This is a genomic window from Egibacteraceae bacterium, assembly GCA_035540635.1.
Classification (GTDB): domain Bacteria; phylum Actinomycetota; class Nitriliruptoria; order Euzebyales; family Egibacteraceae; genus DATLGH01.
The window spans coordinates 1-15,638 of sequence record DATLGH010000045.1 but is presented as its reverse complement, the minus strand read 5'-3'; the positions used below and the strand labels follow the sequence as shown (position 1 = coordinate 15,638).

The following is a 15,638-nucleotide window of genomic DNA, read 5'->3' as shown; positions in this document are numbered from 1 at the left end:
GTCACACCTTCGTCCTTCTCGCGACCCCGAACAGGCCGGTCGGGCGGATGGTGATGATGAGCAGCAGGACGCTGAAGGCGATGAGGTCCCGGTAGGTCGACGGCATGAAGGCCGCGACGAAGATCTCCACGAAGCCGAGGATGTAGCCGCCGACGACCGCGCCGCGTATCGAGCCGATGCCGCCGACGACCGCGGCGATGAACGCCTTCCACCCGAACAGCAGCCCCATGTTGAAGCTGAGTATCGGGTAGGACACGCCGAACATGACCCCGGCGAGGGCGGCCATCGCGGAGCCTATGACGAAGGTGACGACGATGATGCGGTCCACCGACACGCCCATGAGCGGGACCGCGAGCCGGTCGTAGGAGATCGCCCGCATCGCCATGCCGGTCTTCGTCCGCTGGACGAGGAACCCGAGCACGGCCATGGCGAGCAGCGACAGCACGATGACCGCCACCCGCACGTTGGTGAAGCGCACCCCGCCGATGTTGTAGAGCGTCGGCTCGATGAGCCGGGGGAACTGGCGGTCCCGCGCCCCGAGGGTCGCCAGGTTGCCGTACTCGAGCAGCAGGCCGAACATGAGCGCGGTGATGACGACGTACAGCCTCGGCGCGCCCTTGCGCCGCAACGGGCGGTAGGCGACCCGCTCGATCGTCACGCCGACGACTGCGGTGAGGGCCATCGCGACGAGGATGGTTAGCGGCAGCAGCGCCCATGCGGGCAGGTCGAGGGGGAGGGCGACGTCGTACTGGGCGAGCAGGAACAGGGCGACGAACATCCCGAGGTAGGCGCCGACCATGAAGATGTCGCCGTGGGCGAAGTTGATGAGCAGCAGCACCCCGTACACCATCGTGTAGCCGACCGCGATGAGCGCGTAGAAGCTGCCCCACTGCAGCGCGTTCAGGAAGTGCTGCAGGAACGTGGTCAGGCTCACGGCGCGGCCCCGTTCGTGCCCCCCTACGGGTGCTGCCCTCTACGGGCACACCTCCTGGTGGAAGACGAAGTCCCCCTCCTCGATGCGGGCGATGACCGCGCACTTCACCGGGTCGCCCTCGTCATCGAAGCTCATCGTGCCGGTGATGCCCTCGAGCTCCTCGATCGCCGCCATGCCGTCGCGGATGCAGTCGCGGTCGGTGGCCACCTCACCGGTGATCTCCCCGCAGTTGCGGATGCCCTCGACGACGATCTGCATCGCGTCCCACGTGAGCGCGGCGACGTCCCCCGGGATCTCGCCGTAGCGCTCCTCGTAGGCGTCGATGAACTCCTTCGTCGAGCCGGTCGCGCCGGCCGGCACGTAGTGGGCGCTGAAGAAGGTGCCCTCGCACTCCTCACCGCAGAGCTCGAGCGTCTGGGGGTCGCTCCACGAGTCGCTGCCCATGATCGGCACGTCGATGCCGAGGCTGCGGGCCTGTGACACGATCAACGGCACCTCGTTGTAGTACTGCGGGGTGAAGAGGAAGTCCGCGCCCGAGTTGCGGATCGACGTGAGCTGCGCGCTGAAGTCGCTGTCGCCGGTCGTGAAGGTCTCGGTCGCGACCACCTCGTGACCGTCCTCCTCCCACGCCTGGGTGAAGAACTCCGCGAGCCCCTTCGGGTAGTCGCTTCCGACGTCATAGAGCACCGCGGCGCGCTCGAACCCGAACTCCTCCTCGACGAAGTTGGCGATCACCGGCCCCTGGAAGTCGTCGAGGAAGGGGACCCGGAACGCGTACGGGCGCCCGGCGGTGGTGTCGGGGTTCGTCGACCACGGGCTGATGATCGGTGTGGCGTTCGCATCGGCCACCTCGGCTGCGGGGATCGCCTGTGCACTGGCGTTCGCGCCGACGATGACCGCGACGTTGTCCTGGGTGATGAGCTTCGTCGATGCCGCCGCCGCGCCCTCCGGGGTCGCGCCGTTGTCCTCGATGACGAGCTCGAGCGTGACCTGGCGGTCACCGAGGTCCACACCTCCGGCGTTGTTGAGCTCCTCGACGAACATCTCGGCCGCATGACGCGTCTGCTCGCCCACCTTCGGGATGGAGCCGGTGATCTCGGCGTTGATGCCGACCCGCACGACATCGGCTCCTGCCCCGCCTCCTCCGCCTCCGCCGCACGCCGCCAGTGCGAGCGCGCACGCGGCCACGAACGCCGCCTTCCCGTACCGACGCCACATTCGCATGCTGTCCCCTCCCACTGCGACCGAGCCTCCGCCCGGCCGGTTCGGAAGATGCGGCGAGACGCTGGGCCGCCGACCGCCGGCCCGCCGCAGGGCTCCCGCCGTCTTCGTCGCGGCTGACTGCAGCAGCATGACACCGGGGGTGGCCGACGGCAATCCCTTCTGACGCCCGGGTGAGCCCCGCTCAGAGCACCCCGAGGAGCCTGCCGGGCCTCTCCACGCAGTCGGCGACGAACCGCAGGAAGCCCGCTGCCTCGCCGCCGTCGCAGACCCGGTGGTCGAAGGCGATCGACAGCTGCATCACCTGGCGCACCGCCACGACGCCGGCGACCACCCACGGGCGCTCGCTGATGCGTCCCACGCCGAGAATCGCGGCCTCAGGGTGGTTGATGACCGGGCTGCCCCCGTCGACGCCGAACGACCCGTAGTTGCTCACGGTGAACGTCCCGCCCGTCATGTCCCCGGGGGCGAGCGTGCCCTCCCGGGCTCCGGCCGCCAGCCGGTTGAGCTCGGCGGCGAGCTCGAGTGTGGTCAACCGGTGGGCGTTCCTGATCACCGGCACGACGAGGCCCCGCTCCGTGTGCGCCGCCAGGCCGAGGTGCACGAAGCGGTGCAGGACGATCTCGCCGGTGCCGGTGTCGAGCCGGGCGTTCACCTCGGGGAACTCCCGCAGGCCGGCGACGCAGGCGCGCATGATGATCGCCAGGGGGCTGACCCGGACGACGGCCTGCGAGGCGTTGAGGTCGGCGCGCAGCCCCATCAGCGCGGTGGCGTCGCAGTCCACCCACGTGACCGCCTCGGGGATCTCCCGGCGCGAGGTGGCCATCTTCTCGGCGATGCGCTTGCGCACCCCCCGCAGGGGGATGCGCTCGGTGAGCTCCGGAACGTCCTTGCGGGCGGCCTCGGCGAGCGGCGCCTCCGCCTCGCGTTCGGCGACAGGCCGGGCGGCGTCGACGTACGCCCGGACGTCCTCGCGGGTGACGGTGCCGCCTGGGCCCGAACCGGGCACCTCGGCCAGGTCGACCCCGAGGTCCTTCGCCATCTTGCGCACCGGTGGCTTCGCGAGGGGACGGGCAGGTGGCGTGCGGGGCGCCGACGCGCCGTTGCCGCGCGGCGCCTCCGCCGGTCCACCGACCGGCCGCCGGCGCCGTGCGCGTGCTCCACCGGCGGTGCCGTACCCGACGAGCACGCTGCCCGAGGCCCCGTCGCCTTCCTCGACACCCTCGCTGCCGCGCGCCCCGGCAGGGGCGTCACCGGAAGCATCGAGCGCCGGCGATCCGGCCGCGTCGACGGTCATGAGCGGCTTGCCGACCGCCACCTCCTGCCCCACCGCGGCGTGCAGGGCGGTCACGGTGCCGGCGAACGGGCTCGGCACCTCGACGACGGCCTTGGCGGTCTCAACCTCGGCGACGGGCTGGTCGACCTCGACGGTGTCGCCCACCGCAACGAGCCAGCGCACGACCTCACCGTCGGTGAGACCTTCGCCGAGGTCGGGGAGCAGGAAGTCCCGCGCGACCACCGTCAGTACCCCAGCGAGCGGTCGACGGCGTCGAGGATGCGGTCGACGTCGGGAAGGTAGTACTCCTCGAGCTTGGCTGGCGGATAGGGCACGTCGAACCCGCCGACGCGCAGCACCGGCGCTTCGAGGTGGTAGAAGGCCCGCTCGGTGATCTGAGCCGCGACCTCCGCGCCGAACCCGGAGAACACCTGCGCCTCGTGGACGACGATGGCCCGGCCGGTGCGCCTGACGCTGTCCACCACGGTGTGGTGGTCGAAGGGCACGAGGGTGCGCACGTCGACGACCTCCAGATCCCACCCCTCGTCTTCGGCGGCTGCGGCCGTGTCGAGGCAGGTCCGCACCATGGGTCCGTAGGCGATGAGGGTGGCGGTCTCCCCCGGGCGGCGGATGACCGCTCGACCGAATGGCTCCGTGGTGACCGGCAGCTCGACCTCCTCCTTCAGCCAGTAGCGCCGCTTCGGCTCGAAGAAGATCACTGGATCGGGCGAGTCGATGGCTTCGCGCAGCAGCGAGTAGCCGTCGCTCGGCAGCCCGGGCGAGACCACCTTCAACCCCGCCACGTGGGCGAACAGGTTCTCGGGGCTCTCCGAGTGGTGCTCGACCGCGCCGATGCCCCCGCCGTACGGGATGCGCACCACCACGGGGACCTCGACGGTGCCGCGTGAGCGGTTCCGCAGCTTCGCGAGGTGGCTGACGATCTGCTCGAAGGCGGGATAGGTGAAGCCGTCGAACTGCATCTCCACGACCGGTCGGTAGCCGTAGAGGGCCATGCCGATCGCCGTGCCGACGATCCCCGACTCCGCGAGGGGGGTGTCGAAGCAGCGCTGCGACCCGAAGCGCTCGGCGAGCTTGTCGGTGATGCGGAATACACCGCCGAGCCGGCCGACGTCCTCGCCGAAGACCACCACCTTGTCGTCGGCGTCCATGGCGTCGTGGAGAGCGGTGTTGAGCGCCTGCGCGAGCGTGACGGTCACCTAGCCCCTCCTCTCGCTGCGGAGCTCCCTGCTCAGCTGCTCACGCTGCTCGCCGTAGCTCGGCGGTGGCTCGACGTAGACGTGGGCGAAGAGCTCGAGCGGGTCACCGTGCGGGGCGTCGTAGACCTCCTCACGGACCCGGCTGGCGGCGTCCGCCGCCTCCTGGTCGACCTCGGCTCGGAAGTCGTCGTCGAGGAGGCCCTCGTGCTCGAGGAACGTCTCGAAGCGGGCGATGGGGTCACGGCGCTGCCACTCGTCGAGCTCCTCGCGCGTGCGGTAGCGCGTCGGGTCGTCGGCGGTCGTGTGCGCCTCCATGCGATAGGTGACCGCCTCGATGAGTGCGGGGCCCCCGCCGGCGCGGGCGAGGTCGACGGCCTGCCGCGTGACGGCGTAGGAGGCGAGCACGTCGTTGCCGTCGCAGCGGTAGCCGGGCAGGCCGTAGCCGACTGCCTTGTGCGCGATCGTCGGCGCCCTGGTCTGCAGGCTCAACGGCACGCTGATCGCGTACTGGTTGTTCTGCACGAAGAAGACGCACGGGGCGGCGAACACCCCGGCGAAGTTCATCGCCTCGTGCGGGTCCCCCTCGCTCGTCGCACCGTCGCCGAAGTACGCCATGACGACGAGATCGCTCCCTTCGAAGCGCGCCCCCATCGCGAAGCCGACGGCGTGCAGCACCTGCGTCCCGATCGGTATGGACATCAGGGCGAAACGGTGCTCGTACGGGTCGTGGTCGGACAGCCACGTGCCGCGGAACAGGTGGAGTATGCGCACGGGGTCGACGCCGCGGACGAGAGCGGCGCCCAGCTCGCGGTAGGAGGGGAACACCCAGTCCTGCTGCGCGAGGGCGTAGGCGCTGCCGATCTGGGCGGCTTCCTGGCCCAGCAGTGAGGCGTACACGGCGAGCTGGCCCTGGCGCTGGAGGTTGATGGCCTGCTTGTCGATGCGCCGCGCGAGCACCATGAACCGGTACAGCTCGCGGAAGTCGTCGTCCTTGAGGTCGAGGGGGTAGCCGTCGGCCTCGGTCAGGTTGCCGTGGTCGTCGAGCAGCTGGGTGGGAGGGTCGGGAGGCAGGAGCGACGCAGGATCGGGCGTCGGTGAGGCGGCAGTCATGCGGGTGCTCCCTTGTGTCGCCGCGGGGTCGCCGCGGTGGCGGTCGCGTGCGCGCAGCGTGTTGTTCCCGCTGGCGGGACCGACGACGCCGTGCGGGTGGCGGCGGCTGCGGTCTCCTCTTGAGCCTATTCCATGGCGGGGTAGAGCGCGGCGGCTCGCGCGGGACAGGATCCACCGCGGGCGGGGGTTCTTCGCACCCGAGGCGGGTAGGCCCCGGGGTATGGTCATGCGGGCCGGTCCACACCGGCTCCTCGAGGTTGTAGGAGGCGACAGATGAGCAAACCGCTTGCGATCGCTGGGGGCCTGGTGCTGCTCGCCCTCGTTCTCGGCGTCCTCGGCATCGTCCTGCGGGCGCTGCGCTGGCTGCTCATCATCGCCGCGCTCGTCTTCGTGGTCGGCGCCGTGGCGGGTTTCGCCGGCCGGAGACGCACCGGATAGCTCGCGGTCGCACCGCGGGCGCCGACCCGCGCGGCCGCTGCGGCAGGATGGTCCCATGGACCACCGACCCGCCCTGCTGCTCATCGCCCACGGCACCCGCAACCCCCGCGGGCCCGTGGAGATGGACGAGCTCGTGGGGCTGCTGGGCCGGCGCCTCGACACGCCGGTCGCCAGCGCCTGGCTCGAGCACGATCTCATCGAGCCCGATCCCGTGACCGCCGCGGGGCGTCTCGTCGCCGATGGCGCCCGGGCGATCGTCACGCTGCCGTTCCTCGTCCTCGGCGCGGGTCATGCCAAGACCGACGTGCCCGGCAGCGTCGCCGCCATCCACGACAGCCATCCCGGCGTCGCCCTGCGACACGGTCGGGTGCTCGGGCTGCATCCGTCGCTGTTCGCACTCGCCCGCGAGCGGGTCGCGTCGGCCCGCCCCTGGCCCGAGCCCCCCGGCGGCGGGGAGGCGCTGCTCGTCACCGGGGCCGGGTCGAGCGATCCCGACGCGAACGGCGACCTCGCGAAGGCGACCCGGTTCCTCGCGGAGACGACCGGTCACCGCTGGGCGGAGAACGCCTACGCGGGCGTGACGTGGCCGACCGCCGACGTCGCCCTGCACCGCATCGCCGCTGCGGGCGGGCGGCGCGTCGTGCGGTTCAGCTGGTCGCTGCTCGCCGGGGTGCTCGAGGAGCGTGTCGACCGCTGGGCCGCCGAGGCGGCGAAGCGCACCGGCATCGAGATCGTCGACGCAGGCCGCTTCGGGCCGGCCAGGGAGGTGGCCGAGGCGGTGGCGGACCGCTACCGGGAGGCGCTCGCGGGCGAGGCGCGCATGAACTGCGACCTCTGCCAGTTCCGCCTCCCGCTCCCCGGACGCGAACGGCGTGCGGGCCTGGCGTCGGCGGGCGGCACCGGAGAGCGGGTGCACCCGGCTGCGATGCCGATCCGGCGGGCCGACGCTCCGCCGGCGTCCCCTGCGATGGGGCGCGCGCCGAGCGTCGAGCCGGGCTCCTGAAGCCGCGCGTGGTCCTCGCAGCGGCTCAGCGGCTGGTGATGGCGACGGCGGCGAGGCGGTTGGCCACGCTGTCCCAGCCCCACTGGGTGACCGCGGCCCGCCGGGCCGCGCGTGAGAGCGACCTCCACTCCGTACGTGGCAGCGCGGTCAGGGCGGCGAGCTTGGCGCGCAGGTCGTCCACGTCGTTGTTGGCGAACGACACGAGCGACCGGTGCTGCGGGGGATACGCGGCCGCGATGCAGGCAGCGATCTCCGCGAGGCCGGAGTGGCGGGCCACGAGGGGCGGGCACCCGCACGACGCCGCCTCGGCTGCCACCATCCCGAAGGCCTCGGGGAAGACCGATGGGGTGACCGCGACGTCGGCCAGCGGCCACAGATGGGCGAGGTGGCGGTGCTCGAGCGGTCCGGTGAACAGCACGTCGGGACGGGCGCGTGCCTCGAGGCGCTCGCGGAGCGGGCCGAAGCCGACGACGACCGTCCGCGCCTGCAGGGTCCTCGTGGCCTCGAGCAGCAGCGTGACCCCCTTCTCCTCGCTGAGCTTGCCGACGTAGACGACCGTGGGCGCGTCGCCGGTCAGGAAGTCCGCGAGCCGCCGGGCGTTGCCGGGGTCGGGCGCGCGCTCGTCGCTCGTCCCCGTCTGCGGGGCAACATCACGGTGGCATTCCGCGATGAGCGCCCGCAGTGCTGCGGGACGGTCCTGCGGCCGGAGCACCGCGGTGTCCACGCCGGGGGGCACGATGTGGCGCCGCGGCGTGTGCTCCCCCGGCCCTACGACGTCATCGAGCACGTCGGCGACGTGGCGCGAACCGGCGATCACGGCCCGCGCCGCCCGCAGCGTCTCGTGCGCCCACCGGCACAGCTCGGGGTGACCGCGCATGGCGAACTCGAGCTCTGAGCCGTGGGTCTTGACGACGAAGGGCACACCCGCCGCGGCGCCCACCGGCGCCCCGAGCAGGACATGGTTGGCCAGCAGGAAGTCGGCGGGCAGCTCGTCGCGGACCGCCCGCGCGTTCACCTCCACGAACCGCCTGCGGTCCTCCACCGCCATGTCGGGAAGCCGCACGGGCGTTGCGTCGGTGTAGTGATCGAGGACGAAGACCGGCAGCGGCCCGTCGATGCGGGGCCGCACGACCCGAGCGCCGCCGAGGTCGTAGCGCTCGGGGTGCGGCTCCTGGCAGAGCACCACCACGTCGTGCCCCTGGCGACTCCAGGTGCGGGCCAGCTCGCGCGTGTAGACGTTCGAGCCGGTCCCGGCGAGCAGGTAGCCGTGCCAGACGAGGATCCGCATGGTCACACGATAGGCAGCCGATCGATGCCCTCGCGGGGTCACCCTCGGTGGACCGTAGCCCACCGGACGTGGCGCGCCGAACCGTCGCCGCCGAGACGCTGGGGGTGGTGCTGGCCGTGCGGGCCCTCACCGGGCTCACCGCTCCCGCTGTGCCGCTCGTCGCCGAAGGGTCGGGCGACGGGCCTGCATGGTCGCCGGCGTCTCCGCCACCGGGCTCGGCTGCCTGCTCGTCGCCGGTGCACCCGCGTTCGGGGTCGCGGCAGCCGGCATCGTCCTCTGCGGCCTCGCCAAGCCCGCCTTCGACGTGCCGATGCAGGGGTGGTTCGGCGCACGGGTGCCCTTCGCACGCCGGAGCAGGGTGCTCGGCGCGACCGAGCTGACGTGGGCGCTCGGGCTCGTGCTCACCGTACCGGCCGGTGCCCTCATCGCCCTGACGAAGCTGGCAGGCGCCCTTCGTGCTTGTGGGCGCGGTGGCCGTCGCCGGGCTTGTCGCAGTCACCCGGCTCATCGCGCCCGACTCTCCGACCGCTTCGGCCTCCGCCGCTTCGTCCTCGGCGGCCTCCTCGGATGCGCCGTGGCCTACACGACCCTCGGCTTGGTGGGCGGTTCGCTCGTAGCGGGGACCGTCGTCGTGATCTGCTGGTTCGTGGCGTCGGAGATCACGAGTCGTGGCGATGATCCCGTTCGTGTCGGAGCTCGCCGTCGAGTCCCGCGACCGCCTTCTGTCGCTCAGCCGGGAGGGCCGTCACGATTCCGGACGATCAGCTCCCAGCCTTCAGGGCCAATCCGATCGACGGCGACCATGCCCCGACGCTAGCCGCCTCGTTTGTCGCGGCGACTCACCTCGAAGCGTGCGCGGACCGGCGCCACCTCGCCGCCGCAGCTCGTACACCGCTTCTGCATCGACGCCATCATCGCCGCCGCGGGGCCGAACGTCCATTTCGCTTGGTGTGGCCTCAGCCGTGCTCGTCGGTCACCCAACCGCGGGTGAGGAACAGCCAGAACGCGAGGCCGGCCCAGCGCCCGTAGCGGGCAAAGCGCCGCTCGATGGTCCGGTCGGCGACCTGCTGGCGGCCCACGAGGCGGGCGTAGGTCGGCCGGGTCCACGAGTCGAGGATGAGCCGCGAGTAGCGGCCGATCATAAGCCCCACGTGCGCGCAGGCGTACGGGCCGATGCCGGGCAGGGACCGAAGGCGCGCGTCCGCGTCCTCGTCGCTCACCGCATCGGGAAGCGCGAGCTCCTCGAGAGCGACGTCCCCCGCGTTCACCCGCTGCGCGATGGCATGGAGGGAGCGCGCGCGGTAGCCGGCCCGCATCACGTCGGTGTAGAAGTCTTCGCCCGCCTCAGCCATCGCGGCGGGCGTGGGAAAGGCCCGTCCGGAGTGGTCGGCGGCCAGCTCGCCGAGGTGCTCGACGAGCGCGGTCACCATCCGCCGGGTCGCCGACCAGTGGCAGTTCGTCGAGCAGACGGTCTTGACCACGTCCTCGAAGACACTCGGGCTGCGGGTCAGCCGCCCGGCGCCTCGGCACACCCAGGCGAGATCGGGGTCGGCGCCCGCCAGCGAGTAGAAGCCCGACAGGTCCTCGTCGAGGCGCAGCATCGACCGTACGGCCCCCACGAGCGCGGCGGCCGTCATCGCCCCGGGGCCCGCCCCACGACGGTCACCAGAGCCGCGTCGGGGCCCTCAGGACGCACCTCGACCGTCCGGGGGCGTCCCCGCGGCACCGGCACGGTGACGGCCAGGCTGGGCACGGCCTCGTCGAGGCGCAGCGGCGGCAGGTCGGCCCACGCCCAGCACAGGGTGCGGCGCAGGTCCACCGGCTCCCCCGCCGGCCCCACCAGCCGCACAAGCTGCTCCACCCTCAGCGCACCGACGTCAGGGCGGGCGTGCACGGTCGGGGCCGGCCGGCCTTAGTACCCGAGCATCGCGTCGACCGGGCCGATGAGTTCCTCGCCGGCGCCGAAGCGCCGGACGTTCTCGGCGATGCGCTCGGACAGCAGCGGGATCGCCATGTCCTCGGTGTTCGCCGTGTGCGGAGTGATGAGGCAGTTCGGCAGCGACCACAGTGGGTGGCCTTCGGGCAGCGGCTCGGGGTCGGTGACGTCGAGGGCCGCCCCACCGATGACGTCGCCCTGCAGGGCGACGAGCAGCTCGTCGGTCACGACGTGCTCCCCACGGGCGACGTTCACGAGCCAGGCGTGGGGTGCCATGAGCTCGAACTCGATCGCCCCCATGAGCCCCGCCGTCTCCGCGGTCAGCGCGAGCGCGAGGAACACCACGTCGGCATCGCGCAGCGCTTCGTAGCGTTCGCCGAAGCCGAACACGCGCTGGACGCCACGCAGGGGCGGGGCCTGCGTGCCCTCGGGCGTCCCCCCCTTGCCGTCGAGGCGAGCGTCGGGGTGGCGGCGGACGACGGTGACCTCGGCGTCGAACGGTGCGAGCAGGCGGAGCAGTTCCCGGCAGATCCCGCCCCCACCGAAGATCGTCACCTTGCCGCCGACGAGGCTTATGCCGGACTGCTCGTCCCAGCTGCGGGAGGTGGCGAAGCGCTTGAGGTTACGCAGACCCGCCAGGGCGAGCGCGAGCGCGTGCTCGGCCACCGGGCGGGCGTAGACGCCCTTCCCGCAGGTCCACAGCCGGCGGTCGTCGAGCACCCCCGCGCGAGCGAACGGCTCGACGCCCGCCCACGGCAGCTGCACCCAGCGGATGCCCGGGACGTCGTCGAGCAGCCGCTTGAGGTCCGCGGCGCGGTCGGTCTCCGTCCACACGATGCCTTCGGCGCGCTCCGGCTCGACGAGCTCGGCACCGCCGGCGCGCACGGCGTCGCAGACCCACTGGCGGGCTCCCCCCGGGGCGACGGCGATACGGGGTGCGGCCACGTCAGCTCACCAGGTCGATGGCCCGGGCGTCCGTCGCGCCGATAGTGGCCGCGATCCGCTCGACCACGTCGGATGGCACCGCGGAGTCCACGGTCATGGCTATGAGCGCCTCGCCGCCGGCCTCCTGACGGCCGACCTGCATGCTCGCGATGTTCACCTGCGCCTCCCCGAGCTCGCCGCCGATGATCCCGACGACGCCGGGACGGTCGGCGTAGCGGAAGAACACCATGTGGTCGGCGGGCTCCATGTCGACGCCGAACCCCCAGACGGCCACGAGACGCTCCCGGTTGGCCGGCCCGACGAGCGTGCCCGCCACCTCGACCTCGCCGGCGCGGACCCGCACGAGCGACACGTAGTCCTCCGTGGACGCCGACGCGACGGTGGAGATCTTCAGGCCGCGCTCCTCGGCGAGCAGCGGGGCGTTGACGAACGTGACCGGTTCGTGCACGACATCGGTGAGCAGGCCCTTCAGCGCCGACAGCGTCACGGCCTGGGTGTCCTCGCCGGCGATGCGCCCGACGTACTCGACGGTGACCTCCGCCGTGGACCCGGCCCGCAACGCCGTGCACAGCCGCCCGAGCTTCTCGGCGAGCGGCATGAACGGGCGGGCCGCCTCGGGGATACCCGCGCCCACCTGCACGTTGACCGCACTGGGCACGAAGTCGCCCCTCAAGGCGAGCACCACCGCCTCGGCGACCATCGTGCCCGCCTTGTCCTGGGCCTCGGTCGTGGAGGCGCCGAGGTGCGGGGTCACGACGATGTTGTCGAGGCGGAACAGCTTCGAGTCGGTCATCGGCTCGGTGGAGAAGACGTCGAGCGCCGCACCGGCGATCCAGCCTTCGCTCAGCGCGGTGTAGAGCGCGTCCTCGTCGACGATGCCGCCCCGTGCGGTGTTGACGACGCGCGCACTCGGCTTCATGGCGCGCAGCTCCGGCTCGCCGATGATGCCGACGGTCTCGGCTGACTTCGGCAGGTGGACGGTGAGGACGTCGGCGGCGGCGCACAGCTCCTGCACCGACCCGACGAGCTCCGCCCCCATGCGCGCGGCCCGCTCGGCCGACACGAACGGGTCGTAGGCGAGGAGGCGCATGCCGAACGCGTGGCAGCGCTGAGCGACGAGCGTGCCGACCCGCCCGAGCCCCAGGAGGCCGAGCGTCTTGCCGTGCAGCTCCATCCCCTCGAGGGCGCTGCGCTTCCATTCCCCCCGCCGGAGGCTCTGGTGGGCCTCGGGGATCCGCCTGGCCAGGGCGAGCAGGAGCGCCACGGTGTGCTCGGCGGCGCTGATGACGTTCGACTGCGGCGCGTTGCAGACGATGACGCCACGGGCGGTCGCGGCCGCCACGTCGACGTTGTCGAGGCCGATGCCGGCGCGGGCGATCACCTTGAGGTTGCGGGCCGCAGCGATGACGTCGGCGTCGATCGTCGTCGCTGAGCGGACCACGACGGCGTCGTACTCCGGGATCGCCGCGACGAGCGCGGACTTGTCCAGACCGGTGCGGACGTCGACCTCGGCGTGCTCGGACAGCGCGGCGACGCCGGCCTCGGAGAGGGTGTCGGCGACGAGGACCTTCATTGCAGGGCGACCTTCGGCCGGGTGATTGGTGGGCCCCACTGTAGGGCGGGGGTGGCGGCGGAAGCCAACCGCCACCCCTCAGACCTGTCGCAACCCCAGCTCGGTGTAGATCTCGCGGGTCGCCGTCGACCGGTTGAGGGTGTAGAAGTGGATGCCCGGCGCGCCGCCGTCGAGCAGCCGGCGGCACAGGTCGCTCGCCACCTCGACGCCGATGGCGCGCACGCGCTCGGGGTCGTCGCCGACGCGCCGGAGGCGCCCGGCGAGATCGATCGGGAACGCCGCACCCGACAGGGCGGCCATCCGCTCGATCGACGACAGGTTCGTGACGGGCATGACCCCTGCCACGATCGGCACGTCGCAGCCGGCCTCCCGGACCCGGGCGACCATCCTGAAGTAGTCGTCGGGGTCGAAGAAGAACTGCGTGACCGCGAAGTCCGCGCCTGCTGCGACCTTCTCCACGAAGTAGCGCACGTCGGTGTCGGGATCGGAAGACTCCGGGTGGGTCTCGGGGAACGCCGCCACGCCGACGCAGAAGTCGCCCTCCTCGTGGAGCAGGGCGACGAGCTCGGCCGCATGGCGCAGGCCGTCACGGTGGGCAACCCACTCCTTGTCGAGCCCTGCCGGTGGGTCCCCACGCAGGGCGAGCACGTTGCGCACACCCGCGTCAGCCAGGCGCCGGATGGTGGTGCGCAGCTCGTCGCGCGAGACGCCGGCGCAGGTGAGATGAGCGACCGGCGTGATCGACGTCTCCCGTGCGATGCGCTCCACCGTGCGGATGGTGCGCTCGTGGGTGGACCCGCTCGCCCTGCAGGTCACCGACACGTAGGTCGGCTTCAGGGGCTCGAGCTCGCTGATGGCGCGCCAGAGCTGCTGCTCGCCCTCGTCGGTCTTGGGCGGGAAGAACTCGAAGGAGAACGCGGGCCCCCCGTCGCGCAGCAGATCCCGGACGTAGGGCGCCATCGGCCCTACCTGCTCGGTAGCCAGCTCATCATCGCGCGGAGCTCCCGGCCCACCGTTTCGATCGGGTGCTCGGACTGGCGGCGGCGCTGCGCCCGGAAAGACGGCTGGCCGGCGGCGTTCTCGAGAATCCAGTCGCGTGCCCACGTGCCGTCCTGCACCCGGTCGAGGACCGTGCGCATCCGCTGCTTGACCCCGTCGTCGACGACGAACGGGCCGGAGGTGTAGTCGCCGTACTCCGCGGTGTCGCTGATGACGTAGCGCATCCGCTCGAAGCCGCCCTCGTAGAGGAGGTCCACGATGAGCTTCAGCTCGTGCAGGCACTCGAAGTAGGCCACCTCGGGCTGGTAGCCGGCCTCGACAAGCGTCTCGAAACCCTTCTGCACGAGGCTCGACGCCCCTCCGCAGAGGACCGCCTGCTCACCGAAGAGGTCGGTCTCGGTCTCCTCGGCGAACGTCGTCTCGATGAGCCCCGCGCGGGTGGCCCCGATCCCCTTCGCATAGGCCATGGCGAGCTCGCGGGCGTGGCCCGAGGCGTCCTGCTCGACCGCGAAGAGCGCCGGCACGCCGGTGCCTTCGGTGTAGGTGCGGCGCACGAGGTGGCCGGGGCCCTTCGGGGCGACGAGGCAGACGTCGACGCCCTCGGGAGGCGCGACCTGCCCGTAGTGGATGTTGAAGCCGTGGGCGAAGAAAAGGGCGTTGCCCTCGACCAGTCCCGGCTCGATCTCCTGGGTGTAGACCTGCGGCTGGATGGTGTCGGGCAGCAGCACCATGACGACGTCGCCGCGCTTGGCGGCCTCGCTCGTCGGCAGGACCTCGAGGCCCGCGGCCTCCGCCTTGGCGGTGCTCCGCGACCCGGCGTAGAGACCCACGCACACCGTCACGCCCGAGTCCGCGAGGTTGCGGGCGTGGGCGTGGCCCTGGGCGCCGTAGCCGAGGACGGCGACGGTCTTGCCCTCCAGGAGCTCGAGGGACGCGTGGTCGTCGTAGTACATGTTGGCCATGAGCTTCCTCCGCCGGACGCCGTGACGCCCGCTCCCGTTCCTCTACGCCGTCCGCTCCAGACGGAGCCCGCGGCCCTCGGTGATGCTCCTCGACCCCCGGCCGACGGCGATGAGCCCCGACCCGACGAGCTCGCGGATGCCGTAGGGACTGAGCAGGCGCACCATCGCCGCGAGCTTCTCCGGTGAGCCGGTGGCCTCGATGGTGATCGCGTCCACGTCCACGTCGACGACCTTGGCGCGGAAGACGTCGGCGATCTCGATGATCTCGCTGCGGTTGCCGCCCTCGGCGGCGACCTTGACGAGCTGGAGCTCCCGCTCGACAGTCAAGCCCGGTTCCAGCTCGACGATCTTCAGCACGTGGATGAGCTTGTTCAGCTGCTTCGTCACCTGCTCGAGTGGCTGGGCGGCCGCGTCCACGACGATCGTCATGCGCGAGACGTCGTGCACCTCCGTGGGTCCGACGGCCAGCGACTCGATGTTGAACCCGCGCCGGCTGAAGAGCCCCGCGATGCGGGCCAGCACGCCCGGCCTGTTCTCGACCAGCACGCTCAGCGTGTGCTTCGCCATGGGTTCGCCTTTCTGGCGCTCGAGGCGCTCACGGGGAGAGGGTACCGGAGGCGCGTTGCGGCCTCACACGACGTTGCCCTCGCGCAGATGGTCGGGCAGGCCGGCACCACCCGGCTCGCCGGCACCACCCCGGGCGCCGGCGGCGACCTTCGCGTACCACTCCTCCGCC

15 protein-coding genes are annotated in these 15,638 nt (G+C 72.0%); 2 read left to right on the top strand and 13 right to left on the bottom strand.

All coding sequences use genetic code 11. From position 1 onward, the window contains the following. Nucleotide 1: 1 nt before the first annotated feature. From VM324_07585 to pdhA, 5 genes are all read right to left on the bottom strand, one after another. Nucleotides 2-934, bottom strand: a complete 933-nt coding sequence (locus VM324_07585; protein ID HVL99138.1) for a branched-chain amino acid ABC transporter permease — start codon at nt 932-934, stop codon at nt 2-4. 39 nt (nt 935-973) lie between these two features. Further along, a complete protein-coding gene (locus tag VM324_07580) occupies nt 974-2,158 on the bottom strand; it encodes an ABC transporter substrate-binding protein (protein HVL99137.1) in 1,185 nt (394 codons plus the stop codon). Between the two features lie 181 nt (nt 2,159-2,339). Further along, complete coding sequence (locus VM324_07575; GenBank protein ID HVL99136.1) at nt 2,340-3,674, bottom strand: dihydrolipoamide acetyltransferase family protein; 1,335 nt, start codon at nt 3,672-3,674, stop codon at nt 2,340-2,342. Nucleotides 3,675-3,676: 2 nt separating this feature from the next. Further along, nucleotides 3,677-4,648, bottom strand: coding sequence for an alpha-ketoacid dehydrogenase subunit beta (locus VM324_07570; GenBank protein ID HVL99135.1), 972 nt, complete (start codon nt 4,646-4,648; stop codon nt 3,677-3,679). Next, entirely contained in the window at nt 4,649-5,758 is a 1,110-nt protein-coding gene (gene pdhA, locus VM324_07565) for a pyruvate dehydrogenase (acetyl-transferring) E1 component subunit alpha (protein ID HVL99134.1), read from the bottom strand. Between the two features lie 273 nt (nt 5,759-6,031). Between pdhA and VM324_07560 the strand changes: the two genes are divergently transcribed. Both VM324_07560 and VM324_07555 read left to right on the top strand, forming a co-directional pair. Then, the gene (locus tag VM324_07560; protein ID HVL99133.1) at nt 6,032-6,196 is read left to right on the top strand and encodes a hypothetical protein; all 165 of its coding nucleotides are present in this window, start codon (nt 6,032-6,034) and stop codon (nt 6,194-6,196) included. Nucleotides 6,197-6,251: 55 nt separating this feature from the next. Then, nucleotides 6,252-7,199, top strand: a complete 948-nt coding sequence (locus VM324_07555; protein ID HVL99132.1) for a sirohydrochlorin chelatase — start codon at nt 6,252-6,254, stop codon at nt 7,197-7,199. Nucleotides 7,200-7,224: 25 nt separating this feature from the next. Here the strand turns inward: VM324_07555 and VM324_07550 are convergent, their stop codons facing one another. From VM324_07550 to ilvN, 8 genes are all read right to left on the bottom strand, one after another. Then, entirely contained in the window at nt 7,225-8,487 is a 1,263-nt protein-coding gene (locus tag VM324_07550) for a glycosyltransferase (GenBank protein HVL99131.1), read from the bottom strand. A gap of 956 nt (nt 8,488-9,443) precedes the next feature. Continuing rightward, nucleotides 9,444-10,124: a hypothetical protein gene (locus tag VM324_07545; protein ID HVL99130.1), complete on the bottom strand. Its 681-nt coding sequence runs from the start codon at nt 10,122-10,124 to the stop codon at nt 9,444-9,446. Beyond that, a complete protein-coding gene (locus VM324_07540) occupies nt 10,121-10,348 on the bottom strand; it encodes a hypothetical protein (protein ID HVL99129.1) in 228 nt (75 codons plus the stop codon). The genes VM324_07545 and VM324_07540 overlap by 4 nt, the downstream gene beginning before the upstream one ends. A 51-nt stretch (nt 10,349-10,399) precedes the next feature. Continuing rightward, on the bottom strand, nt 10,400-11,368 hold the full coding sequence (locus tag VM324_07535; GenBank protein ID HVL99128.1) for a D-isomer specific 2-hydroxyacid dehydrogenase family protein: 969 nt from the start codon (nt 11,366-11,368) through the stop codon (nt 10,400-10,402). Nucleotide 11,369: 1 nt separating this feature from the next. After that, on the bottom strand, nt 11,370-12,941 hold the full coding sequence (serA, locus tag VM324_07530; GenBank protein HVL99127.1) for a phosphoglycerate dehydrogenase: 1,572 nt from the start codon (nt 12,939-12,941) through the stop codon (nt 11,370-11,372). A gap of 78 nt (nt 12,942-13,019) precedes the next feature. Next, nucleotides 13,020-13,901, bottom strand: a complete 882-nt coding sequence (gene metF, locus VM324_07525; GenBank protein HVL99126.1) for a methylenetetrahydrofolate reductase [NAD(P)H] — start codon at nt 13,899-13,901, stop codon at nt 13,020-13,022. A gap of 5 nt (nt 13,902-13,906) precedes the next feature. After that, nucleotides 13,907-14,902 carry a ketol-acid reductoisomerase gene (ilvC, locus tag VM324_07520; protein ID HVL99125.1) on the bottom strand — a complete coding sequence of 332 codons (996 nt, stop codon included), beginning with the start codon at nt 14,900-14,902 and terminating at the stop codon, nt 13,907-13,909. Nucleotides 14,903-14,944: 42 nt separating this feature from the next. Then, a complete protein-coding gene (gene ilvN, locus VM324_07515; GenBank protein HVL99124.1) occupies nt 14,945-15,469 on the bottom strand; it encodes an acetolactate synthase small subunit in 525 nt (174 codons plus the stop codon). Nucleotides 15,470-15,638 lie beyond the last annotated feature (169 nt).

Coding starts and splice junctions, on each gene's coding strand:
- serA (HVL99127.1), bottom strand. CDS start 12,941: ATGAAGGTCCTCGTCGCCGACACCCTCTCCGAGGCCGGCGTCGCCGCG.
- pdhA (HVL99134.1), bottom strand. CDS start 5,758: ATGACTGCCGCCTCACCGACGCCCGATCCTGCGTCGCTCCTGCCTCCC.
- VM324_07555 (HVL99132.1), top strand. CDS start 6,252: ATGGACCACCGACCCGCCCTGCTGCTCATCGCCCACGGCACCCGCAAC.
- VM324_07560 (HVL99133.1), top strand. CDS start 6,032: ATGAGCAAACCGCTTGCGATCGCTGGGGGCCTGGTGCTGCTCGCCCTC.
- VM324_07580 (HVL99137.1), bottom strand. CDS start 2,158: ATGCGAATGTGGCGTCGGTACGGGAAGGCGGCGTTCGTGGCCGCGTGC.
- metF (HVL99126.1), bottom strand. CDS start 13,901: ATGGCGCCCTACGTCCGGGATCTGCTGCGCGACGGGGGGCCCGCGTTC.
- ilvN (HVL99124.1), bottom strand. CDS start 15,469: ATGGCGAAGCACACGCTGAGCGTGCTGGTCGAGAACAGGCCGGGCGTG.
- VM324_07550 (HVL99131.1), bottom strand. CDS start 8,487: ATGCGGATCCTCGTCTGGCACGGCTACCTGCTCGCCGGGACCGGCTCG.
- ilvC (HVL99125.1), bottom strand. CDS start 14,902: ATGGCCAACATGTACTACGACGACCACGCGTCCCTCGAGCTCCTGGAG.
- VM324_07545 (HVL99130.1), bottom strand. CDS start 10,124: ATGACGGCCGCCGCGCTCGTGGGGGCCGTACGGTCGATGCTGCGCCTC.